The sequence below is a fragment of the Streptomyces sp. NPDC006193 genome, from assembly GCF_040613915.1.
Taxonomy (GTDB): domain Bacteria; phylum Actinomycetota; class Actinomycetes; order Streptomycetales; family Streptomycetaceae; genus Streptomyces.
Map to the genome: position 1 here is coordinate 59,616 of NZ_JBEXTB010000030.1, position 22,190 is coordinate 81,805.

Annotated in this window: 20 protein-coding genes; 15 read left to right on the plus strand and 5 right to left on the minus strand. The window is 75.1% G+C overall.

Annotated features, from left to right (window positions below):
• Positions 1-720 (plus strand): helical backbone metal receptor, encoded by a 720-nt coding sequence (locus tag ABZ261_RS23970; RefSeq protein WP_356862393.1) that lies wholly within the window; start codon positions 1-3, stop codon positions 718-720.
• Here ABZ261_RS23970 and ABZ261_RS23975 read toward each other — a convergent pair.
• The gene (locus ABZ261_RS23975; RefSeq protein WP_356862395.1) at positions 632-1,789 is read right to left on the minus strand and encodes a TDT family transporter; all 1,158 of its coding nucleotides are present in this window, start codon (positions 1,787-1,789) and stop codon (positions 632-634) included. The genes ABZ261_RS23970 and ABZ261_RS23975 overlap by 89 nt on opposite strands.
• 71 nt (positions 1,790-1,860) lie before the next feature.
• Between ABZ261_RS23975 and ABZ261_RS23980 the strand changes: the two genes are divergently transcribed.
• Positions 1,861-2,784, plus strand: a complete 924-nt coding sequence (locus ABZ261_RS23980; protein ID WP_356862397.1) for a LysR family transcriptional regulator — start codon at positions 1,861-1,863, stop codon at positions 2,782-2,784.
• Between the two features lie 600 nt (positions 2,785-3,384).
• Here the strand turns inward: ABZ261_RS23980 and ABZ261_RS23985 are convergent.
• Both ABZ261_RS23985 and ABZ261_RS23990 read right to left on the minus strand, forming a co-directional pair.
• A complete protein-coding gene (locus ABZ261_RS23985) occupies positions 3,385-4,077 on the minus strand; it encodes a gamma-glutamyl-gamma-aminobutyrate hydrolase family protein (RefSeq protein WP_356862399.1) in 693 nt (230 codons plus the stop codon).
• A 51-nt stretch (positions 4,078-4,128) separates the two neighbouring features.
• Positions 4,129-4,881, minus strand: coding sequence for an FCD domain-containing protein (locus tag ABZ261_RS23990; RefSeq protein WP_356862401.1), 753 nt, complete (start codon positions 4,879-4,881; stop codon positions 4,129-4,131).
• 96 nt (positions 4,882-4,977) lie between these two features.
• Here ABZ261_RS23990 and ABZ261_RS23995 point away from each other — a divergent pair, with 96 nt between their 5' ends.
• The 3 genes from ABZ261_RS23995 to ABZ261_RS24005 all read left to right on the plus strand — a co-directional run bounded on the left by ABZ261_RS23995 (position 4,978) and on the right by ABZ261_RS24005 (position 8,643).
• Positions 4,978-6,342, plus strand: coding sequence for a glutamine synthetase family protein (locus tag ABZ261_RS23995; RefSeq protein WP_356862403.1), 1,365 nt, complete (start codon positions 4,978-4,980; stop codon positions 6,340-6,342).
• Positions 6,343-6,490: 148 nt separating this feature from the next.
• A complete protein-coding gene (locus ABZ261_RS24000) occupies positions 6,491-7,864 on the plus strand; it encodes an aldehyde dehydrogenase family protein (protein WP_356862405.1) in 1,374 nt (457 codons plus the stop codon).
• A complete protein-coding gene (locus tag ABZ261_RS24005) occupies positions 7,861-8,643 on the plus strand; it encodes a 3-oxoacyl-ACP reductase (protein WP_356862407.1) in 783 nt (260 codons plus the stop codon). The genes ABZ261_RS24000 and ABZ261_RS24005 overlap by 4 nt, the downstream gene beginning before the upstream one ends.
• An 81-nt stretch (positions 8,644-8,724) precedes the next feature.
• Here ABZ261_RS24005 and ABZ261_RS24010 read toward each other — a convergent pair whose 3' ends face one another.
• The gene (locus ABZ261_RS24010) at positions 8,725-9,927 is read right to left on the minus strand and encodes an amino acid deaminase/aldolase (RefSeq protein WP_356862409.1); all 1,203 of its coding nucleotides are present in this window, start codon (positions 9,925-9,927) and stop codon (positions 8,725-8,727) included.
• A 592-nt stretch (positions 9,928-10,519) separates the two neighbouring features.
• Between ABZ261_RS24010 and ABZ261_RS24015 the strand changes: the two genes are divergently transcribed.
• The 3 genes from ABZ261_RS24015 (at position 10,520) to ABZ261_RS24025 (ending at position 13,854) form a co-directional block, all read left to right on the plus strand.
• The gene (locus ABZ261_RS24015; RefSeq protein ID WP_356862429.1) at positions 10,520-11,788 is read left to right on the plus strand and encodes a hypothetical protein; all 1,269 of its coding nucleotides are present in this window, start codon (positions 10,520-10,522) and stop codon (positions 11,786-11,788) included.
• Complete coding sequence (gene mycP / locus ABZ261_RS24020) at positions 11,785-12,969, plus strand: type VII secretion-associated serine protease mycosin (protein WP_356862411.1); 1,185 nt, start codon at positions 11,785-11,787, stop codon at positions 12,967-12,969. Before ABZ261_RS24015 ends, mycP begins: the two co-directional genes overlap by 4 nt.
• Before the next feature lie 153 nt (positions 12,970-13,122).
• A complete protein-coding gene (locus ABZ261_RS24025; RefSeq protein ID WP_356862413.1) occupies positions 13,123-13,854 on the plus strand; it encodes an SseB family protein in 732 nt (243 codons plus the stop codon).
• A 7-nt stretch (positions 13,855-13,861) separates the two neighbouring features.
• Here ABZ261_RS24025 and ABZ261_RS24030 read toward each other — a convergent pair whose 3' ends face one another.
• A complete protein-coding gene (locus ABZ261_RS24030) occupies positions 13,862-14,218 on the minus strand; it encodes a DUF1844 domain-containing protein (RefSeq protein ID WP_356862415.1) in 357 nt (118 codons plus the stop codon).
• A gap of 387 nt (positions 14,219-14,605) precedes the next feature.
• Between ABZ261_RS24030 and infC the strand changes: the two genes are divergently transcribed.
• The 7 genes from infC to pheT all read left to right on the plus strand — a co-directional run bounded on the left by infC (position 14,606) and on the right by pheT (position 22,064).
• A complete protein-coding gene (infC, locus tag ABZ261_RS24035) occupies positions 14,606-15,244 on the plus strand; it encodes a translation initiation factor IF-3 (RefSeq protein ID WP_229854162.1) in 639 nt (212 codons plus the stop codon).
• Positions 15,245-15,356: 112 nt separating this feature from the next.
• Positions 15,357-15,551 (plus strand): 50S ribosomal protein L35, encoded by a 195-nt coding sequence (gene rpmI / locus ABZ261_RS24040; protein ID WP_004933563.1) that lies wholly within the window; start codon positions 15,357-15,359, stop codon positions 15,549-15,551.
• A 106-nt stretch (positions 15,552-15,657) separates the two neighbouring features.
• The gene (gene rplT, locus ABZ261_RS24045; protein ID WP_006141703.1) at positions 15,658-16,041 is read left to right on the plus strand and encodes a 50S ribosomal protein L20; all 384 of its coding nucleotides are present in this window, start codon (positions 15,658-15,660) and stop codon (positions 16,039-16,041) included.
• Between the two features lie 226 nt (positions 16,042-16,267).
• The gene (locus ABZ261_RS24050; protein WP_356862417.1) at positions 16,268-17,128 is read left to right on the plus strand and encodes an RNA methyltransferase; all 861 of its coding nucleotides are present in this window, start codon (positions 16,268-16,270) and stop codon (positions 17,126-17,128) included.
• Positions 17,129-17,178: 50 nt separating this feature from the next.
• Positions 17,179-18,309 carry an ATP-binding protein gene (locus tag ABZ261_RS24055; RefSeq protein WP_356862419.1) on the plus strand — a complete coding sequence of 377 codons (1,131 nt, stop codon included), beginning with the start codon at positions 17,179-17,181 and terminating at the stop codon, positions 18,307-18,309.
• A gap of 126 nt (positions 18,310-18,435) precedes the next feature.
• Entirely contained in the window at positions 18,436-19,560 is a 1,125-nt protein-coding gene (gene pheS, locus ABZ261_RS24060; RefSeq protein ID WP_356862421.1) for a phenylalanine--tRNA ligase subunit alpha, read from the plus strand.
• Complete coding sequence (gene pheT / locus ABZ261_RS24065) at positions 19,560-22,064, plus strand: phenylalanine--tRNA ligase subunit beta (protein WP_356862423.1); 2,505 nt, start codon at positions 19,560-19,562, stop codon at positions 22,062-22,064. Before pheS ends, pheT begins: the two co-directional genes overlap by 1 nt.
• Positions 22,065-22,190 lie beyond the last annotated feature (126 nt).

Here is a 22,190-nt window from a genome sequence, read left to right on the forward strand (position 1 = left end):
GTGCGGGTCGTCTCGCTCGTCCCGTCGCTGACGGAGGCCGTCGCCGTCACGCTGCCCGGGGTCCTCGTCGGCGCCACGGACTGGTGCAGCCATCCGGCGGACCTGGCCGTGACCCGCGTCGGCGGCACCAAGAACCCGGACGTCGACCGCGTCGTGGCACTCGCCCCCGACCTGGTGATCGCCAACGAGGAGGAGAACCGCGCCCCCGACCTGGACGCCCTGCGCGCGGCCGGGCTCGACGTCCTCGTCACCGAGGTGCGGACCGTGCCGCAGGCCCTCACCGAACTGGACCGGGTGCTCACCGCCTGCGGGGCGCCGGGCCGGCCCGCCTGGCTCGCGGAGGCGGAGGCGGTCTGGTCGTCCCTGCCGGCGCCGGCCGAGCGCCGCAGCGCGGTCGTACCGGTCTGGCGCCGTCCCTGGATCGTCCTCGGCCGGGACACGTTCGCCGGTGACGTCCTCGCCCGTCTCGGCGTGGACCACGTGCACGCCCGCCACCCCGAGCGCTACCCCCGCGTCCCGCCGGCCGAGCTGCGCGCGGCCGCCCCGGACCTCGTGGTCCTGCCCGACGAGCCCTACCGGTTCACCGCCGGCGACGGCCCGGAGGCCTTCCCCGGCCTGCCCTGCGCCCTGGTCAGCGGGCGGCACCTGACCTGGTACGGGCCGTCCCTGACCGAGGCGCCGCGGGTGCTGGCGGTGGCCCTGCGAGCAGCGCGCCGCTGAGCAGGCCGCGCACGGTGCCGCAGGCCGCCGTGAGCCAGGCCGCGACGAGGACGCCGTAGAGCGCGGCCGCCAGCGCCTCGTACACCGCGAGGCCGGTGTGCCGGGCGAGGGCCGCGGCGCCGGTGACGCAGGTGCCCACCGGGAACGTGAACGCCCACCAGGTCAGCGCGAACCCCATGCCCCGCCGCCGGGCCCGCACCACGTGCGCGGTCGCGAAGCCCAGCCACAGCAGGGCGAAGCCCATGACCGGCACCCCGTACAGCACGGCGAGGACGGTGAGACCGCGCGCGTACGGGGCCGGCACGACCCCGTCGGCGGCGTCCGCGATCAGCGCGACCGCGGTGGTGGACTGCCCGAGCGGGCCGAGCACCAGGAACAGGGTGGGGGTGAGCGCGAGCGGCAGCGGCCCGGAGGCGAGCAGCCGCGCGACGATCACGGGCAGCGTCACCAGCACGGCCCACAGGCTCAGCCCGAACAGCGCCAGGCAGCCCAGCAGCAGGGTCTCCCGGGGCTGCCCCGGCGGCAGGCACGGCACCAGCGACGGACCGATCGCCGCCGACACCATGGGCGCGACCAGCGGCAGCAGCCACACCGGCGTGGCCCGGGCGGGCTCGGCGCGGTGCCGCACGGACATCAGGTACGGGACGGCCACCGCCGCCCCGAGCCCGATCACCGTGCCGGCGGTGAACAGCACGGCGTCCAGGGCGAGCGCCGCCCGCGCGCCGATCAGGCCCCGCCCGGCGGTCGGTGCGCCGCCGCCCACCGCGAGCAGCGCCATCGCCAGGCAGCCGTGGAACGGCGCCACCGCCGGGTCCAGGAGATGGGCGCGTGCCTGGTCGGGATGGCGGCGCCAGTGCAGGAGCCGGGCGGCCAGCAGCGTCATGAGCAGCAGCAGCGACAGCGCCCAGACGGCCGCGAGGACACCGCCCGGCCCGTGCGCGGGCCCGGGCAGCGCGGCGCCGGCCGAGCCGACGACGGCGGTGCCCATGACGGCGGCGTACCAGTTCGGGCCGAGGTGCCGCACCCGGGCGGACAGCGGGAGGGACGGGGACGGGGTTGCGGTGACCATGCCCTTCACGGTCGTGCCCCCGGCCTGCCCTGACCAGCCGGTTCCCGTCTATGAGGGCATAAGCTGGTCTTATGAGCGAGGCGGAGGGGCAGAGCAGACGCACGGAGTCGCTGGCGCACCGGGTGCCGGACCTGGCCGCGCTGGAGCTGCTGCTCGCCGTGGCGCGGCTGGGCAGTCTGGGCGCGGCGGCACGCGAGGTCGGCATCACCCAGCCGGCCGCCAGCAGCCGCATCCGCTCGATGGAACGGCAGCTCGGCGTCGCCCTGGTCGACCGCTCGCCGCGCGGCTCCCGGCTCACCGACGCGGGCGCCCTGGTGACGGACTGGGCCCGCCGGGTGGTGGAGGCGGCGGCGGCCTTCGACGCGGGCGCGCGGGCGCTGCGCGACCGGCGGGACTCGCGGCTGAGGGTCGCCGCGAGCATGACCATCGCCGAGTACCTGCTGCCCGGCTGGCTTCTCGCACTGCACGCCGGCCGGCCCGACACGGCCGTGTCCCTGCTCGCCGGCAACTCGGCGAAGGTCGCGGAACTCCTGCTGGCCGGGGAGGCGGACCTGGGCTTCGTGGAGGGCCTGACGGTGCCGGCCGGCCTGGACTCGGCGGTGATCGCCCAGGACCGCCTGACGGTCGTCACCGCCCCCGGCCACCCGTGGGCGCGCCGGCGACGCCCCCTCACGGCGGAGGAGCTCGCCGCCACCCCCCTCATCCTGCGCGAGCGCGGCTCCGGCACCCGACAGGTCCTCGACGCGGCCCTCGGCGGGCCGGCCCGGCCGTTGATGGAGCTGTCCTCGACGACGGCGGTGAAGGCGTCGGCGGTGAGCGGCGCGGGCCCCTCGGTCCTGAGCGAGCTGGCGGTGGGGGAGGAGCTCGCGATGCGACGCCTGGTCAGCATCCCGGTGGAGGGCGTCCGCCTGCGCCGCGACCTGCGGGCGGTCTGGCCGAAGGGCCACCGCCCGACGGGCCCGGCCCGGGACCTGCTCTCCCTGACCCGCACCTGACCCCCCGCCCCCAGCGCCGCGCGGAACTGCGCGCCGAGCCACACCGGACCCGCACCCGCTCCCGGGCCGACGGCATCTCGCAGCGACCGGCGCAGCAGTCCCCTCAGGGGCGCGGGGAACTGCGCGCCCAGCCACAGCAAACCCGCACCCGCACCCGCGCCCGGGCCGACGGCACCTCGCAGCGACCGGCGCAGCAGCTCCCCTCAGGGGCGCGGGGAACTGCGCGCCCAGCCACAGCAAACCCGCACCCGCCCCCGAGCCGACGGCACCCCGCAGCGACCGGCACAGCAGTCCCCTCAGGGGCGCGGGGAACTGCGCGCCCAGCCACACCGAACCCGCACCCGAACCCGCACCCGATCCCCGGGCCGACGGCACCTCGCAGCGACCGGCACAGCAGTCCCCTCAGGGGCGCGGGGAACTGCGCGCCCAGCCACACCGGACCCGCACCCGATCCCCGGGCCGACGGCACCTCGCAGCGACCGGCACAGCAGTCCCCTCAGGGGCGCGGGGAACTGCGCGCCCAGCCACACCGAACCCGCACCCGAACCCGCACCCGCCCCCGAGCCGACCGCACCCCGCAGCGGCCGGCCCGCGGCCCCCTCAGGGGCAGGACGCCGCCGCCACCAGCGCCCGCATCACCCGCAGGTCCTCACCCATCTCCGGGTGCCACTGCACCCCGAGCACCCACCCCCGCTCCGGCGGCAGCTCGACGGCCTCCACGGTGCCGTCCGCCGCGTAGGCCGACGGCACCAGCCCGGCGCCGAGCCGCTCCACCGCCTGGTGGTGGTACGTCGGCACGGTCAGCTCCTCCGGGACGATCCCGGCGTACAGCGTCCCCGGCACCGGCTTCACCGGATGCCCGCCGAACGCGCCCACCACCTCCGCGTGCCCGTCGAGGTGCTGGACCAGCGTGCCGCCGAGGGCCACGTTCAGCAGTTGCATGCCCCGGCAGATCCCGAGCACCGGCACGCCCGCCGCCAGCGCCGCGTCGATCAGGGCCAGCTCCCACGCGTCCCGTTCCGGCGCGGGCGGCCCCGTGCGGGGTGAGCGCTCGGCGCCGTAGCGCGAGGGATCGACGTCGGGCCCGCCGGCGATCACCAGCCCGTCGACCCGGGCCACCGCACCGGCCGCGTGCTCCGACGCGTCCGGCGGCAACATCGCCGCGAGCCCCCCGGCCCGCTGCACCAGCCGCGGATAGCCGGCCGGCAGCAGCGCCGCCTCCAGCTCCCAGGCCCCCCAGCGCGCCCCGGCCTCCAGGTACGTGCTCACACCGATCAGCGGCCGTACGCCCATGCTGCCCTCCTCGGTCACAATGGTTCACCCGCGAGCCTTTGCGGAGCCGGCTCACGCCAGGAAACCCCGCAGCAGGGCCGCCGTGCCCGCGCAGTGCTCGCGCATCGTCTCCCGCGCCCCGTCCGCGTCCCCGGCCAGCACCGCCTCCACCAGCGCCGCGTGCTGCCGCTGGGAGTGCTCCAGATTGCGCACCAGCAGCGGGATGCAGTCCAGCAGACCGTTCACCGTAGCCCGGACGGCCGCGTACTGCGCCGTGAGCGAGGGGGATCCGCACAGCTCGGCCAGGGTCAGGTGCAGCAGCGTGTCCGCCCGCCGGTACTCCGCGAGCGGCGCCTCCCGGGTCCGCTCCAGCGCCTCGCGCAGCCGGTCCGCCCGCCCTCCGGCCAGCCCGTGCGCCGCGCACAGTCCCGCCGCCCCCACCTCCAGCACCTCACGGAAGCGCAGCACGTCCTCGATGTCGACCTCGGCGACCCGCCGCCGCAGCTCGTCCTCGCCGCCCGCGTCCGGCCGGGGCAGCACGAACGTTCCGCCGTACCGTCCGCGCCGCGCCTCCACCAGCCCCTGGTCCTGCAGCACCTTCAGCACCTCGCGCAGCGTCACCCGGCTGATCCCCAGCCGCGCCGCCAGCTCCCGCTCGGCCGGCAGCCGCTCGCCGCCCGGCACCAGCCCGAGCCGGACGACCTGCAGGATCTGCTCCAGGGCCTCCTCGAAGCCGTTGCCCGCCCGCACCGGCCGCAGCACCGGCGCCAGCCGGTCGCCCGCCGCCCGCACGGGGGCGGGCCGGCGCTCCGTCTCCCGCGACATCCGGCCGCACCCCCTTCCCAGGCAATGGTTCCCCGGCATACCTTATGACTCCCGGTCCGGCCGTAGAAGCGCGAAGGCGCCCAAGGAGGCTCTCCCGTGGCAGACCGCACACCCCCGCTCGGCGTGGAGGAACTGCACGCCCTCGTGGCCGGCGGCGAGATCGACACCGTCGTCCTGGCCTTCCCGGACATGCAGGGGCGCCTGCAGGGCAAGCGGTTCGCCGCCCGCTTCTTCCTCGACGAGGTCCTGCACCACGGCGCCGAGGGCTGCGACTACCTGCTCGCCGTCGACACCGATATGAACACCGTCGACGGCTACGCGATGTCCTCCTGGGACCGCGGCTACGGGGACTTCGCGATGCGTCCCGACCCGTCCACCCTGCGCCGCATCCCCTGGCACCCCGGCACCGCCCTGCTCATCGCCGACCTCGCCTGGGACGACGGCTCCCCGGTCGCCGCCGCCCCGCGCCAGATCCTGCGCCGCCAGCTCGACCGGCTCGCCCGGCTCGGCCACACCGCCCAGGTCGGCACCGAGCTGGAGTTCATCGTCTTCAAGGACACCTACGAGCAGGCGTGGGACGCGCACTACCGCGGCCTCACCCCGGCCAACCAGTACAACGTCGACTACTCCGTCCTCGGCACCGGACGCATCGAGCCCCTGCTGCGCCGCATCCGCAACGAGATGGCCGGCGCCGGCCTCACCGTCGAGTCCGCCAAGGGCGAGTGCAACCCGGGCCAGCACGAGATCGCCTTCCGCTACGACGAGGCCCTGCGCACCTGCGACCAGCACGCGCTGTACAAGACCGGCGCCAAGGAGATCGCCGCCCAGGAGGGCGTCTCCCTCACCTTCATGGCCAAGTACAACGAGCGCGAGGGCAACTCCTGCCACATCCACCTCTCGCTCGCCGACGCCGACGGCGCCAACGCCATGGCAGGGGACGGCGACGGCGGCATGTCCGCGCTCATGCGCCACTTCCTCGCCGGGCAACTGGCGGCCCTCCGCGACTTCTGCCTGCTCTACGCCCCCAACATCAACTCCTACAAGCGGTTCCAGCCGGGCTCCTTCGCCCCCACCGCGGTGGCCTGGGGCCACGACAACCGCACCTGCGCGCTGCGCGTGGTCGGCCGCGGCCGCTCCCTGCGCTTCGAGAACCGCCTCCCCGGCGGCGACGTCAACCCCCACCTCGCCGTCGCCGGGCTGGTCGCGGCCGGCCTCCACGGCGTCGAGCGGAAACTGGAACTGCCCGACCCCTGCTCCGGCAACGCCTACACCGCCGGTTACGCGCACGTCCCGACCACCCTGCGCGAGGCCGCGGACCTGTGGGAGAACAGCGAGATCGCCCGGGCGGCGTTCGGCGAGGAGGTCGTCGCCCACTACGCCAACATGGCGCGCGTCGAACTGAGGGCCTTCGACGCCGCGGTCACCGACTGGGAGCTGCGCCGCTCCTTCGAACGCCTGTGAGCGGCGCCCCCGCACACCCGCGAGCCGCCTGCCACCCCCTGCGGCCGGAAGCCGCCGGCCCGCCCCCCGCGGCCGGGAGCCGCCGCGCGTCCGCGTCCCCGTGTGCCGCCGCCGAGCCTGTGATCCGCCGCCCGCGAAAGGTCATCACGTGTCCGACCCGCACGAGCTGAAGGTCCTCGACCCCGCCACCGAGGAGGTCGTCGCCACCGTCGCCGCCGCCACCGCGGAGGACGTGGACGCCGCCGTCGCACGGGCCCGGCGCGCCCAGAGCCGGTGGGCGGCGCTCGCCCCCGCCGACCGGGTGCGGCTGCTGCGCCGCTTCGCCGACGCCGTCGACGCCCACACCGAGGAACTGGCCCGGCTGGAGGTCCTGGAGGCCGGCCACACCGTCGGCACCGCCCGCTGGGAGGCCGGCAACGCCCGTGACCTGCTGCTGTACGCGGCGGGCGGCGCCGAACGGCTGCTCGGCAGGCAGATCCCGGTCCCCGGCGGCTGGGACGTCACCTTCCAGGAGCCCCTGGGCGTGATCGGCGTCATCGCCCCCTGGAACTTCCCGATGCCGATCGCCGCCTGGGGGTCCTTCCCGGCGCTCGCCGCGGGCAACGCGGTCGTCCTCAAGCCCGCCGAGACCACCCCGCTCACCGCCCTCCGGCTCGCCGCACTCGCCCTGGAGGCGGGCCTGCCCGAGCACGTCCTGCAGGTGCTGCCCGGCCACGGCCGCACCGCGGGCCGCGCCCTGGTGGACCACCCGGACGTCGGCAAGATCGTGTTCACCGGCTCCACCCGCACCGGCCGCGAGGTCATGGAGCGCTGCGCCCGCCTGGTCAAACCGGTCACCCTGGAACTCGGCGGCAAGAGCCCCAACGTCGTCTTCGCCGACGCCGACCTCGAAGCGGCCCTCGACCCCTCTTCCTTCCTGGACAACGCCGGCCAGGACTGCTGTGCCCGCACCCGCATCCTGGTGCAGGAGGCCGTGTTCGAGGAGGCCCGGGAGTTCCTCGCCGGCGCGCTGGCCGCCGTCACGGTGGGCGACCCCGCCGACGAGAAGACGCAGATGGGCCCGCTGATCTCCCGGCAGCAGCTGGAGCGCGTACGGTCCTACGTCCCCGAGGACGCCCCCGCCCTGCGCGGCAGCGCACCCGGCGGACCGGGCTTCTGGTTCCCGCCGACCGTCCTGACCGGGGAGCCGCACGACGGCAGGGCCGCCCGCGAGGAGATCTTCGGCCCCGTCGCCGTCCTGCTCCCCTTCACCGACGAGGAGGACGCCGTCCGGCTCGCCAACGACACCCCCTACGGCCTCTCCGGCTCGATCTGGACCCGGGACGTGGGCCGCGCCCTGCGCGTCTCGCAGGCCGTCCGCGCCGGCAACCTGTCCGTCAACTCCCACTCCAGCGTGCGCTACTGGACCCCGTTCGGCGGCGTCAAGCAGTCCGGCCTCGGCCGTGAGCTCGGCCCCGACGCCCTGACGGCCTTCACCGCGACCAAGAACGTCTTCATCAGCACGGAAGGTGCCGCACAGTGACCGAGGAAACCGTCTGCCGCCGCCTGGTCGGCCGTACCGCCGTCGTCACCGGAGCCGGCAGCGGCATCGGACTCGCCTCCGCCCGCCGGCTCGCCTCCGAGGGCGCCCACGTCGTCTGCGCCGACGTGGACGAGGTCCGGGGCAAGGCCGCCGCCGACGAGACCGGCGGGCTCTTCGTGAAGGCCGACGTCACCGACCCCGAGCAGGTCGAGGCGCTGTTCCGGACGGCGTACGACACCTACGGCAGCGTCGACGTCGCCTTCAACAACGCCGGCATCTCGCCCCCCGAGGACGACTCCATCCTGGAGACCGGACTGGAGGCATGGAAACGCGTCCAGGAGGTCAACCTCACCTCGGTCTACCTGTGCTGCAAGGCGGCCATCCCCTACATGCGCCGCCAGGGCAGGGGCTCCGTCATCAACACCGCGTCCTTCGTGGCCCGGATGGGCGCCGCCACCTCGCAGATCTCGTACACGGCCTCCAAGGGAGGCGTGCTCGCGATGTCCCGTGAACTGGGCGTGCAGTTCGCCCGCGAGGGCATCCGGGTCAACGCCCTGTGCCCCGGTCCGGTCGACACCCCCCTCCTGCGGGAGCTGTTCGCCGAGGACCCCGAACGGGCCGCGCGCCGCCTGGTGCACATCCCGCTCGGCCGGTTCGCCGAGCCCGAGGAGATCGCCGCCGCCGTCGCCTTCCTGGCCAGCGACGACTCCTCCTTCGTCAACGCCACCGACTTCCTGGTGGACGGCGGGATCTCCGGCGCGTACGTCACACCCCTGTAGGGGCGGCCGGGCCCGCGGAGCGTTCCGCGGCCCCGGCGGCCCGGCGCCGGCGCATCCGCCGCACGGGCCGCCGGCCGGCCCTCACAGGAACGTTCTGCCCTCACCCCGGTAGGTCGGCACGGTCGCCGTCACCGCGTCCCCCTCGACCAGGTGGAGCGCATCGAACCGCTCGCACAGCTCGCCCGCCTTCGCGTGCCGGAACCACACCTTGTCACCGAGGAGCAGATCGTCGGCGGGCGCGCCCAGCAGCGGGGTCTGCACCTCGCCGGGACCCTCCAGCGGGTCGTACGCCAGCCCCTCCGGCAGGTACGGCACCGGCAGCCGGTCCGGGCCGGCGGCGCCGGAGGCCGGATAGCCGCCGCCGAGGACCGTGACGACGCCGACGCCGGGCCGCCGGACGACCGGCTGGGCGAAGAGCGCGGCCGGCCGGCCGGTGAACGACGTGTAGAAGTCGAACAGGCGCGGCACGTACAGGCCCGAGCCGGCCGCTATCTCGGTCACCGCGTCCTCGGCGGCGGTGTGCTGCACGCTGCCGGTGCCACCGCCGTTGACGAACTCCAGGTCAGGGGCGACGGCCCGCACCGCCCGCACCGCGGCGGCCCGCCGCTCGGCCAGCTCCCGCCGGGCGGCGGCCTGCATCAGCCGGACCGCCCGCGACCGAAGCGGCCGCCCGGCGACCGCGTCCCCGACGCCCGCGACGTGCCCCTCGTAGGCCATGACCCCCACCAGCCGGAAACCCGGCCGCCGCGCCACCGCCCGCGCCAGCCCGGCCAGTTGAGCGGGGGAGTGCAGGGGCGAGCGCCGTGCCCCGACCCGCACCCGGCCGCCCAGCAACCGCAGCGAGGTGTCCAACTCCAGGCAGACCCGCACCACTTCGCGCCCGCCGGCCCGGGCGGCGTCGATGAGGTCGAGGTGCGCCGCATCGTCGATCGTCACGGTGACGGCGGCGGCCAGCTCAGGGTCCGCGGTCAGCTCCGCGAACCCGCCCCGGTCGGCCGACGGGTAGGCCAGCAGCACGTCCGCGAACCCGGACCGCGCGAGCCAGAGCGACTCCGCCAGGGTGAACGACATGACCCCCTGGAAGCCGTCCCCGGCCAGGACCCGCTCCAGCAGGGCCCGGCAGCGCACCGACTTGCTGGCGACCCGGATCGGCTTGCCGGCTGCACGGCGGACCAGGTCGGCGGCGTTCGCGTCGAACGCGTCCAGGTCCACGATCGCGACCGGGGCGTCGAGATGGGCGGTGGCCCGGTCGTAACGGGCCCGATCGGCGGCGCGCTCAGTCATGACGGAAGCCTGCCAGACGGAATTACCGCAGGGTAGGGGACGTTACGGGCGGAAACCCCCGGCCCCGGCGACCGGTTCCGTCCGGGGCCCCGCCAACCCGTAGAGTGACGCGCACGTGCGGCCGAACGCATCCGGCGCCCCGCTGAACCGGGATGCCGGTCCGGCCGTACGGGTATGCGTGCCCGGACGGTTCCTTCGGACCGGGCGCGGCCGAGCAGCAGGACGGCCCGCGTACGGAAGACGGCCCGGGCACGAGGAAACGGGGGGGTGCATGAGCACGGAAGCGCGGCACGCCCCCGTCCCGCGGCGCCCTTCCACTCCGCCCGCGGAGCCCGCCGGCGCCGAGCCGGCACCACGGGGCGCGATCCCGGCGCCCCCGCCTCTGCCGCGGCGCCCGCCGACGCGCTCCGCGCCGCCGGGCCCGGCCGGCCGGGCCCCGGACGCCGATCCCGACGACGAGCCCTCGGTGTTCACCCCGCGCGGTGAGCGCGGCACGTCCTCCGGGGCGGGCGGCGCCGGTCACCGCGTCGCGGACGCCGCTCGGCCCGGCCGGACCGGAGCCGGACAGGGGCGCGCGTTGCGTCACCCCGCCGTGCCCGCGGGCGGCGAACCGGCCGACCCGCCTCCGCCGCCCGCCTCGGCCCGGTTCCCCGACGCGCCCCCGAGCACCGGGCGCGCGCCGCGCCGCGCCGGGACCGCTCCGGCGGCTCCGCCGCGGCCCGACGCGCCGCCGCGCCGGTCCGCGCCCTCTGCGAAGACGGCGGACACGGGCTCCGGGGCGACGGCCCGGCCGCGCCCGGTCCCCCCGGCCCCGGCGGCCCCCGCGTCGTCCTCGCCGGGGCGTCCCGCCACCGCGCCCGCGGGACCGGACGACCGCCGTACCGGCGCCGCGCCGGCCGCCGCCGTGCACGGCGACCCTGCCGGCCACGCGTCCTCCACGGGCGGGCCGGCGGCGCAGCCGCGTCCGGCGCCCGCCTGGACGCCGGCCGCGCCCGCCCACCCCGCGAGCCCCCTGCCCGATCCCGCGCACAACTGGAGCGCCGCCCCGGCCGCCCGCCCCGCCGTGCACTTCGCCGCACCGGAGACCTTCGACGAGCGGACGGCGTCCCCGGCGCGGCGGCGCACCGCCGCTGCCGCCGCCTGCCTGGTGCTCGGAGTCGGTCTCCTCAGCGGCGCCGTCACCGGGAGCTGGCTCACCGGGGACGACGGGCACGAGGCCGCCCGCAGCGCGTTCAGCACCGCCGGGACGCTCTGGCACACCGTCCCCGTCGACGAGCTCTTCCCGCCCACCGTCCAGGGATCCGGCGCCGGGCCCGGCGGCGCCGACCGCACCTGGACCCGGATCGCCGTCGCCCCCGACAGCGGCTGCGCCCACGCCTTCGACCCGCTGCTGCGCCGGGTCCTCGCCCCGGTCGGCTGCCGGCGGCTGCTGCGCGCCACCTACACCGACGCCACCGAGACGCACGTCACCACCGTCGGCCTGCTGTTCACCGACGCCGACCCGGCCGCCATGTCCGCGCTCGCCGCCCGCTTCCGCGACGAGCGCCTGGACCGGCGCGCCGACCTGATGCCCCGCCCGTACGCCGCCCGGGGCACGGCCGCCGCGGAGTTCGGCGACCGGCAGCGCGCGTCCTGGACCCTCTCCGTCCTCACCGACGCCCCCGTCGTCGCCTACGCCGTCTCCGGCTGGGCCGACGGCCGCACCGTCGACTCGCCCCAGCCCGCCGCGGACGCCGTCCGCTCCGGCGCCACCGCGGCACCGGCCCAGGCCGGCCTCGGCAACGAGGCCCAGGGCCTCGCCGACCGCATCGAACGGCGTCTGCGCAGGACCGTCGGCACGGCCACGGAGAAGCCCTCATGACGCGACGACCGCCGCGCCGCCACCGCGCGGCCGCCCCCCGGGCCGCGGTGAGCGTCCTGCTCGCCGGCTTCCTCGCCCTGCTGCCCACCGCCGCCCGCGCCGACGGCATCCGCGCCCAGCAGTGGGGCCTGTCCGCCCTCCACCTGAACGAGGCCTGGCGGACCACCCAGGGGCGGGGCGTCACCGTCGCCGTCCTGGACACCGGTGTGGAGGCCGGCCACCCGGACCTCGCCGGGAACGTCCTGCCCGCCAAGGACATGATCGGCTTCGGCGCCGGACCCGGTGACCGCACCTGGGCCCGGCACGGCACCGCCATGGCCGGCATCATCGCCGGGCACGGCCACGGCCCCGGCAACGCCGACGGCGTCATGGGCGTCGCCCCGGAGGCCCGGATCCTGCCCGTGCGGGTGATCCTGGAGGACGGCGACCCCGCCCGCGGCAAGGCCCGCACGACCCGCGGCAACGCGCTCGCCGACGGCATCCGCTGGGCCGCCGACCACGGCGCCGACGTCATCAACCTCTCCCTCGGCGACGACTCCGACTCCGCGCATCCCGAGCCCGGCGAGGACGAGGCGGTGCAGTACGCCCTGAGGAAGGGCGTGGTCGTCGTGGCCTCCGCGGGCAACGGCGGCGACAAGGGCGACCACGTCTCCTACCCGGCCGCCTACCCGGGCGTCATCGCCGCCACCGCCGTCGACCGCTACGGCACCCGCGCCCCCTTCTCCACCCGCCGCTGGTACGCCGCGGTCAGCGCGCCCGGCGTCGACGTCGTCATCGCCGACCCCGACCACAGGTACTACGAGGGCTGGGGCACGAGCGCGGCCTCCGCCTTCGTCTCCGGCGCGGCGGCCCTGATCAGGTCCGCCCACCCCGGCCTCGCCCCGGCCCAGATCAAGAAGCTGCTGGAGGACACCGCGAGCAACGCCCCCGTGGGCGGCCGCGACGACTCGCGCGGCTTCGGCATGATCGACCCGGCGGCCGCCCTCGAAGCGGCGGCCCGCCTGAAGCCGAGGGACCTGCGCCCGGCGGCGTACGGAGCGAAGTACTTCGGCCCGGGCCCGGACGACCCCCGCGGCGCCGGCAGCGCCTCCGGCTGGGCGGGCCTGCTGGCGGGAGGCGCGGGCGGCGTCCTTCTGGCGGCGGGGGTGTTCCTCTGGAGGGGCCGCGGCCCCTCCCGCTGACAGCTCGCCCGATCCGGCCGGTCCCCCGGCAGCGGTCCGTGCGGCCGGCGGGCCCTGGCGGCGCCGTCTGCCGGACGGGCGTGGACGGGCGTTCCCCCGGCCTCACCCGCCCCGTACGGGCCCGCCGGCCTGCCCCCTTATAGGGTCGGGACCGTGGCGAACAAGAACATTCCCGACCCCGGCTTCTCCGACGACGACGGCTCCGCCGACCCCCGGCTGAGCGCCGCCCTCGCCGCCTGGGCCGAGGACCGCAGCGCCCTCGGGCCCGTCCTGGAGGCGCTCAAGGGCGCCCGCCTGCTCGTCCCGGTCGTCGCCGTGCTCGGCGAGACGGAGGAGGACGAGAACGGGCTGCGCCGCGAGAAGACCAGCGACATGGCCGTCCCCACCCTGAAGGCCGGCGACCGCACCGCGCTGCCCGCCTTCACCTCCACCGACTCCCTGGCCCGCTGGGACCCCGAGGCCCGCCCGGTCGCCGTGCCCCTGCACCAGGCGCTCCAGGCCGCCGCGCACGAGAAGGCCGACACGGTCGTGCTCGACCTCGCCGGACCGGTGCCGTTCGAGCTGACCGGACCGGCGCTGCTCGCCCTCGCCGAAGGCCGCACCAGCACCGACCCGCTCGCCGACCCGGCCGTCGTCGAGGCCGTCCGCACGGCGGTGGCGGCGGAACCCGCCGTGCTCCGGGCCCACCTCGGACCCGGCCGGGCCGACGGCACCCTCGCCCTGGTCCTCGACCCGGCCGCCGCGCCCGCGGAGGCCGCCCGCGCGGTCGCCGGGCGGCTGGCCGCCGACGAGACGCTGAGGGCCCGCCTGGTGCGCGGCCTCGACCTGGCAGTGCTGCCGGCCGGGACCACGCCCCCGGGCGAGCCCTTGTACGTGCGCCGATGAGAGCGGTCTAGCCGTAGACGGGACCGGTGTACTTCTCGCCCGGTCCCTGGCCCGGCTCGTCCGGCACGAGGGAGGCCTCGCGGAACGCCAGCTGCAGCGACTTCAGTCCGTCGCGCAGCGGGGCCGCGTGGAAGGAGCTGATCTCGGTGGCGCTCGCGTCCAGCAGGCCGGCGAGCGCGGTGATCAGCTTGCGGGCCTCGTCGAGGTCCTTGTACTTCTCGCCCTCCTCGCTCAGCCCGAGCTTCACTGCGGCGGCGCTCATCAGGTTGACGGCGACCGTCACGATCACCTCGACGGCGGGGACCTCGGCGATGTCCCGGGTCATCGCGTCGAAGTCGGGGGACTCAGGAGGGGTGTCACTCATGGCCCACACGATAGGCGGTCGCGCCCGGCGCCCCTCATCAGCCCTCGGCGGGCTCCTCGATTGGCCCCTGTCAAGCGCTCCTGCTAATCTGAAGGACGACCGGCCGGACATCCATGTGCCCGGCCCACAAGTGGAGCTCCGATCTCCCACCTGACCGTCCTCCGGGACGGCGGGTCACCCGGTCAGGCGACCGCCATCGTTCCGTACGGACGATGGAGTCGCCCGAAAGCGCGCCCCGCGGCATCGCGGCGGTGCTCCGGTTGTGCTTGGAGCCCCGCCTGTGATCGTCCGGGGCATTTTTTCTGCTTCGGCGCGGTTAGGTCTTACGAACACAGACGTTACGCGGCTGTCCGCCAGACCGCCGCGTGGTGCTACCGAGGAGGATCCATCAGCGCCGAGCCCCGCATCAACGACCGGATTCGCGTTCCCGAGGTGCGACTTGTCGGTCCCAGTGGCGAGCAGGTCGGCATCGTGCCGCTCGCGAAGGCACTGGAGCTTGCGCAGGAGTACGACCTGGACCTGGTCGAGGTCGCGGCGAACGCCCGTCCGCCCGTGTGCAAGCTCATGGACTACGGGAAGTTCAAGTACGAGTCGGCCATGAAGGCCCGTGAGGCGCGCAAGAACCAGGCGCACACGGTCATCAAGGAGATGAAGCTCCGGCCGAAGATCGACCCGCACGACTATGACACCAAGAAGGGTCACGTCGTCCGGTTCCTCAAGCAGGGCGACAAGGTCAAGATCACGATCATGTTCCGCGGCCGCGAGCAGTCCCGCCCCGAGCTGGGCTACCGACTGCTGCAGCGTCTCGCGGAGGACGTCCAGGACCTCGGTTTCGTGGAGTCGAACCCGAAGCAGGACGGCCGCAACATGATCATGGTCCTCGGTCCGCACAAGAAGAAGACCGAGGCCATGGCCGAGGCTCGCCAGGCACAGGAGGCCCGCAAGGCGGAGGCGAAGGCCAACCCCGGTCGCTCGCAGAACCCTGCCGAGGCCGAGGCGTCCGCCGAGGAGCCCGCCGAGGCGTGATCCCGGGGGACGCACGTCCCCGAGGATGCAACTGTCAGTACGAAGCGACGCTCCACGTGCCCGGTTTTCCGACCGGGCACCGGAGCGCCACCGACGAGGAGATAACGGCGCTATGCCGAAGAACAAGTCGCACAGCGGTGCCAGCAAGCGCTTCAAGGTCACCGGCTCCGGCAAGGTGCTCCGTGAGCGCGCCGGCAAGCGCCACCTGCTCGAGCACAAGTCGTCCCGCGTCACGCGTCGCCTCACCGGCAACGCCGAGATGGCCCCGGGCGACGCCGCGAAGATCAAGAAGCTTCTCGGCAAGTGACGTCACGGCGCTCACCCCTCATCGAGCGCCGTACGCCAGGACCGGGACCCAGTCGTTTCCGGGTCGTGTGAGCACCCCCCACGACCCCGCTACAAGGAGTTAACAAGTGGCACGCGTCAAGCGGGCAGTCAACGCCCACAAGAAGCGCCGGGCGATCCTCGAGCAGGCCTCCGGCTACCGCGGTCAGCGTTCGCGCCTGTACCGCAAGGCCAAGGAGCAGGTCACCCACTCGCTGGTCTACAACTACAACGACCGCAAGAAGCGCAAGGGCGACTTCCGTCAGCTGTGGATCCAGCGCATCAACGCCGCTGCCCGCGCCAACGGCATCACCTACAACCGCTTCATCCAGGGTCTGAAGGCCGCGAACGTCGAGGTCGACCGCAAGATCCTGGCCGAGCTGGCGGTCAACGACGCCAACGCGTTCGCCGCGCTCGTCGAGGTGGCGCAGAAGGCGCTGCCGTCGGACGTCAACGCCCCCAAGGCTGCGTGACGCCCGCCGGCCCAGCCGACGTGACTGAAGGACCCGCAGGCTTCACGGCTTGCGGGTCCTGCTGTTGAGCGCCCGCCGCGCTTCGTTCCGGCGGCCGCCGCGGTCGCTCGCGCAGGCACCCGCGCCCCTCGGCCCGCGGCGCCGCCGGCGCCGGGGCATCGCGGCCGCCGCGGGCGGGCGAGCCCCCTCCCGTGCCTCAACGTCCTCCCCGAAGGTGAAGAAGAGCATGCCCTCCGCCAGCCCCGAGCTGATCTCCCCCCGGTCCGCCCGCGTCAGCGCCGCACGGCGGCTCGCCAAGCGGAACGTCCGGGGCAGGGACCGGCTGTTCCTCGCGGAGGGACCGCAGGCCGTGCGGGAGGCGGCGGGACACCGCGTCGGCGGCGCCCCCACCCTCGTCGAGCTGTTCGCCACCGTCGAGGCCGCCGAGCGCCACGCCGACATCGTCGGGGAGGCCCGGGAGGCCGGCGCCCGGGTGCACCTCGCCTCCGACGAGGTCATCGCCGACATCTCCACCACCGTCACCCCGCAGGGGCTGGTCGGTGTCTGCCGGTTCCTGGACACCCCCTTCGAGGACATCCTCGCCGCCCGGCCCCGGCTCGTCGCCGTGCTCGCCCACGTGCGGGACCCGGGCAACGCCGGCACCGTGCTGCGCTGCGCCGACGCCGCCGGCGCCGAGGCCGTCGTCCTCACCGACGCCTCCGTCGACCTGTACAACCCCAAGGCCGTACGGGCCTCGGTCGGCTCCCTGTTCCACCTGCCCGTCGCCGTCGGGGTCCCCGTCGAGCGGGCCGTGGCCGGGCTGCGGGACACGGGGGTGCGCGTCCTCGCCGCCGACGGCGCCGGCGACCGCGACCTGGACGAGGAACTGGACAAGGGCACCATGGGCGGCCCCACCGCATGGGTGTTCGGCAACGAGGCCTGGGGCCTGCCGGAGGAGACCCGCGCCCTGGCCGACGCCGTGGTGCGCGTCCCCCTGCACGGAAAGGCCGAGAGCCTGAACCTCGCCACGGCCGCCGCCGTATGTCTCTACGCGTCGGCCCGTGCGCAGCGCGCCTGCGGAGGGTGCCGGTCGGTCACCGAGAGCTAGTAGGGTGACCAGCTCGGGGCCCTGCGCCGTCTGAGAGGTGGGGTACGGGGATGAGTGTGGCCGGCACGAGCACCGCGCCGGAGGGACGGGACGCGCGGCACACGTCCGCGCCCTGCCACGGCGACGTCGGCATCCACCCCGACCAGCTCCCCGACGGCCTCGTGGTCGCCGACGCCCACGGCCGAGTGATCTGCTTCAACGCCGCCGCCGCCCGCATCACCGCCGTCCGGCCCGCCGACGCCCTCGGGCGTCGTCTGGACGAGGCGCTGCCCCTGGAGGACCTCGAAGGGCGCCGCTGGTGGCAGCTCACCGACCCCTACGGCGGGCTGGCCATCCGGGTGCGGCAGCCCGAGCGCAACCTGCTGCTGCCCGGCGGCCGCGAGGTGCTCGTCTCCGCACGCTATGTGCGCGACCAGCCGCTGGGGCCGGTGCGGCGGGTCGTCGTGTCGCTCCGGGACACCGAGGCCCGCCGCCGCACCGAGCGCAGCCACGCCGAGCTGATCGCCACCGTCGCCCACGAGCTGCGCTCCCCGCTGACCTCGGTGAAGGGCTTCACCGCCACCCTCCTCGCCAAGTGGGAGCGCTTCACCGACGACCAGAAGCGGCTCATGCTGGAGACCGTCGACGCCGACGCCGACCGCGTCACCCGCCTCATCGCCGAACTGCTCGACATCTCCCGCATCGACTCCGGGCGCCTGGAGGTGCGCCGGCAGCCGGTGGACATCGGGGCCGCCGTCTCCCGGCACATCCAGGCCTACGTCGCCGCCGGCCAGCGGGCCGACCGGTTCCTGCTGCGCATCGAGCAGCCGCTGCCCGCCCTGTGGGCCGACCCCGACAAGATCGACCAGGTGCTCAGCAACCTCATCGAAAACGCCGTGCGGCACGGCGAGGGAACCGTCACCATTGACGTCACGCCCACCGCATCCCCGCGCGAGGGCGAGGAAACCGGCACGTCCGTCACGGTCAGCGACGAGGGGCCCGGCATCCCGGAGGAGTCCATGAACCGCGTCTTCACCCGCTTCTGGCGGGGCAGCAAGCGCGGCGGCACGGGCCTCGGGCTGTACATCGTCAAGGGCATCGTCGAGGCCCACGGCGGCACCATCACCGTCGGCCGCGCCCCCGGCGGCGGCGCCGAGTTCCGATTCACCCTGCCCGTGGCGGCCCCGGCGTATCTCGCCTAGTGGCCCACGGGCGCAGTCACCCACCACCTCCCCGTTAGACTCGGCCTTTGGCACCTTTGCGTCCTGCAACGGCCCAGCAGTCGGTGACGGGGACCATCCGCCAGCCAATCGGAAGCACGGGAAGAGATGTCGGCACCCAATAAGTCGTACGACCCTGTCGAGGTCGAGGCGTTGAAACCGGAAGAGATCGAGCGCATGCGGGACGAGGCGCTCGCCGCCTTCGCCGCCGCGGACTCCCTCGACGCGCTCCACGAGGCAAAGGTCGCCCACACCGGCCCCGCCTCCCCGCTGGCCCTCGCCAACCGCGAGATCGGCGCTCTGCCCCCGCACGCCAAGGCCGAGGCGGGCAAGCGCGTCGGCACGGCCCGCGGCGCCGTGAACAAGGCCCTCGCCGCCCGCCAGGCCGAACTGGAGGCCGAGCGCGACGCCCGCGTCCTGGTCGAGGAGTCGGTGGACGTCACGCTGCCCTACGACCGCGTCCCGGCCGGCGCCCGGCACCCGCTCACCACCATGATGGAGCGGGTCGCGGACGTCTTCGTGTCCATGGGCTACGAGGTCGCCGAGGGCCCCGAGGTCGAGGCGGAGTGGTTCAACTTCGACGCCCTGAACTTCACGCCGGACCACCCGGCCCGGCAGATGCAGGACACCTTCTTCGTCGAGGGCCCGAAGGGCGATCACGGCGAGTCCGGCGTCATCCTGCGCACCCACACCTCGCCCGTCCAGGCCCGCGCCCTGCTCTCGCGCGACCTGCCGGTCTACATCGTCTGCCCGGGACGCGTCTACCGCACCGACGAACTGGACGCCACCCACACCCCGGTCTTCCACCAGATCGAGCTGCTGGCCGTGGACGAGGGCCTGACCATGGCCGACCTCAAGGGCACCCTGGACCACATGGTCCGGTCGCTCTTCGGCCCGGAGATGAAGACCCGGCTGCGCCCGAACTACTTCCCCTTCACCGAGCCGAGCGCCGAGATGGACATGCTCTGCTACGTGTGCAAGGGCGAGTCCGTCGGCAACCCCGACCGGCCCTGCCGCACCTGCTCCAGCGAGGGCTGGATCGAACTGGGCGGCTGCGGCATGGTCAACCCGCGGGTCCTCACGGCCTGCGGCGTCGACCCGGAGAAGTACAGCGGCTTCGCCTTCGGGTTCGGCATCGAGCGGATGCTGATGTTCCGCCACAACGTCGAAGACATGCGAGACATGGTCGAGGGTGACGTCCGGTTCACCCGGCCGTTCGGGATGGAGATCTGATGCGGGTCCCGCTTTCTTGGCTGCGGGAGTACGTCGACCTGCCGGCGACGGAGACCGGGCGCGACGTCCAGGAGAAGCTGATCTCGGTCGGCCTCGAGGTCGAGACCGTCGAGCAGCTCGGCGCCGACCTCAAGGGGCCACTCGTCGTCGGCCAGGTGCTCACCATCGAGGAGCTGGAGGGCTTCAAGAAGCCGATCCGCTTCTGCACCGTCGACGTCGGTCAGGCCAACGGCACCGGTGAGCCCCAGGAGATCGTCTGCGGCGCCCGCAACTTCTCCGTCGGCGACAAGGTCGTCGTGGTCCTGCCGGGCGCCGTGCTGCCCGGCGGCTTCGCGATCTCCGCCCGCAAGACCTACGGCAAGGTCTCGCACGGCATGATCTGCTCCGCCGACGAGCTGGGCATGGGCGACGACGGCAGCCACGGCATCATCGTGCTCCCGCCGGAGCACGAGGTCGGCACCGACGCCATCGAGCTGCTGGAGCTGGTCGACGAGGTCCTGGACATCGCCGTCACGCCGGACCGCGGCTACTGCCTGTCGATGCGCGGCGTCGCCCGCGAGACCGCCATCGCCTACGGCCTCCCGCTGCGCGACCCCGCCCTGCTGGACGTGCCCGCGCCGAACGCCTACGGCTACCCCGTGCAGGTCTCCGACCCGTTCGGCTGCGACCGCTTCACCGCCCGCACCGTCTCCGGTCTCGACCCCGAGGCACGCTCCCCGATCTGGCTCCAGCGCCGCCTGCAGAAGGCCGGCATGCGCCCGATCTCCCTCGCGGTGGACGTCACCAACTACGTGATGCTGGAGCTGGGCCAGCCCCTGCACGCCTACGACCGCGGCCGCGTCCAGGGCCCCATCGGCGTGCGCCGCGCGGAGGCGGGGGAGAAGCTCACCACCCTCGACGGCGTGACCCGCACCCTCGACGCCGAGGACCTGGTCATCACCGACGACCGCGGGCCCATCGGCCTCGCCGGTGTCATGGGCGGCGCCCACACGGAGATCGACGACACCGAGGGCACCACCACCGAGGTCGTCATCGAGGCCGCGCACTTCGACGCCCTCTCCGTCGCCCGCACCGCCCGCCGGCACAAGCTCTCCTCGGAGGCCGCCCGCCGCTTCGAGCGCGGCGTCGACCCGCAGGCCGCCGCCGCTGCGGCGCAGCGCACCGTCGACCTGCTCGTGCTCCTCGCGGGCGGCACCGCCGACGCCGGCGTCACCGAGGTCGTCGCGCCGTCCGCGCCGCGCACCATCACCATCCCGGCGGACCACCCGGACAAGGTCGCGGGCGTGGAGTACGGCCGCGAGACCGTCGTCCGCCGCCTGCAGGAGATCGGCTGCGACGTGTACGGGCAGGACGAGCTGATCGTCACCGTCCCGTCCTGGCGGCCCGACCTCACCGACCCGAACGACCTCGCCGAAGAGGTCATCCGCCTCGAGGGCTACGAGAACCTGCCCTCCACGCTGCCCAAGCCCCCCGCGGGCCTCGGCCTGACCGAGCGGCAGCGGCTGCACCGCCGCGTCGGGCGCGCGCTGGCCGGCGCCGGGTACGTCGAGGCGCTGAACTACCCCTTCCTCGGCGAGCAGGTCTTCGACCAGCTCGGTCTGGCGGCCGACGACCCGCTGCGCAGGGTGGTCAAGCTGGTCAACCCGCTCTCCGACGAGGAGCCGGCCCTCCGCACCACGCTGCTGCCGGGCCTCCTGGCCGCCCTGCGGCGCAACGACGGGCGGGGCTCGCACGATCTGGCGCTCTTCGAGACCGGGCTGGTCTTCCACCCGCGCGAGGAGCTGAAGGTCGCCGTCCGCCTGCCCGTGGACCGGCGTCCCACCGACGAGGAGCTCGCCTCCCTCACCGAGGCGCTGCCCGTCCAGCCCCGGCACGCCGCCGTCGTCCTCGCGGGCGCCCGCGAGCAGGCCGGCTGGTGGGGCAGGGGCCGCCCGGCCGACTGGGCCGACGCGGTCGAGGCCGCGCGGATCATCGCCCGCGAGACCGGCACCGAGCTGATCGTCCGCAAGGGCCAGTACGGGCCGTGGCACCCCGGCCGCTGCGCCGAGCTGGCGGTCGTCGCGGGCGGCGGGGAGCGGCCCGTCGGGTACGCCGGCGAGCTGCACCCGCGGGTCCTGAAGGCCCTGGGCCTGCCCGCGCGCACCTGCGCGATGGAGCTGGACCTGGACGCGCTGGAGGAGGCGGGCGCGGGACCGGTGACGGGGCCGCGTATCTCGGCCTTCCCGGTCGCCACGCAGGACGTCGCGCTGGTCGTGGACGCGTTCGTGCCGCACGCCGAGGTGGAGGCCGCGCTGCGCGAGGGCGCGGGTGAACTGCTGGAGTCCATCCGGCTGTTCGACGTGTACGAGAACGCCGAGCAGCTCGGCGACGGGAAGAAGTCGCTGGCGTACGCGCTGCGGTTCCGGGCCGCCGACCGGACGCTGACCGTGGACGAGGCGTCGGCCGCGCGGGACGCCGCGGTCGCCCTGGCGGGCGAGCGGACCGGGGCGGTGCTCCGGGGCTGATCCGTTCTGGGCGCGGTGCGCGGCCGGCCGGCTACGAAGCGGCCGACCGTCAGCAACGATACCGGCACTCCGGACGGGCCCCCGGGGACGGGGGGCGGGGCGGAAGGTAGCGTTCGCAGGGAATCA

Excerpts from the sequence above, each read along its gene's own strand:
- ABZ261_RS23975 (WP_356862395.1), bottom strand. The coding sequence starts at position 1,789 with ATGGTCACCGCAACCCCGTCCCCGTCCCTCCCGCTGTCCGCCCGGGTG.
- ABZ261_RS23980 (WP_356862397.1), top strand. The coding sequence starts at position 1,861 with ATGAGCGAGGCGGAGGGGCAGAGCAGACGCACGGAGTCGCTGGCGCAC.
- ABZ261_RS23985 (WP_356862399.1), bottom strand. The coding sequence starts at position 4,077 with ATGGGCGTACGGCCGCTGATCGGTGTGAGCACGTACCTGGAGGCCGGG.
- ABZ261_RS23990 (WP_356862401.1), bottom strand. The coding sequence starts at position 4,881 with ATGTCGCGGGAGACGGAGCGCCGGCCCGCCCCCGTGCGGGCGGCGGGC.
- ABZ261_RS24010 (WP_356862409.1), bottom strand. The coding sequence starts at position 9,927 with ATGACTGAGCGCGCCGCCGATCGGGCCCGTTACGACCGGGCCACCGCC.
- mycP (WP_356862411.1), top strand. The coding sequence starts at position 11,785 with ATGACGCGACGACCGCCGCGCCGCCACCGCGCGGCCGCCCCCCGGGCC.
- ABZ261_RS24030 (WP_356862415.1), bottom strand. The coding sequence starts at position 14,218 with ATGAGTGACACCCCTCCTGAGTCCCCCGACTTCGACGCGATGACCCGG.
- rpmI (WP_004933563.1), top strand. The coding sequence starts at position 15,357 with ATGCCGAAGAACAAGTCGCACAGCGGTGCCAGCAAGCGCTTCAAGGTC.
- ABZ261_RS24050 (WP_356862417.1), top strand. The coding sequence starts at position 16,268 with ATGCCCTCCGCCAGCCCCGAGCTGATCTCCCCCCGGTCCGCCCGCGTC.
- ABZ261_RS24055 (WP_356862419.1), top strand. The coding sequence starts at position 17,179 with ATGAGTGTGGCCGGCACGAGCACCGCGCCGGAGGGACGGGACGCGCGG.
- pheS (WP_356862421.1), top strand. The coding sequence starts at position 18,436 with ATGTCGGCACCCAATAAGTCGTACGACCCTGTCGAGGTCGAGGCGTTG.
- pheT (WP_356862423.1), top strand. The coding sequence starts at position 19,560 with ATGCGGGTCCCGCTTTCTTGGCTGCGGGAGTACGTCGACCTGCCGGCG.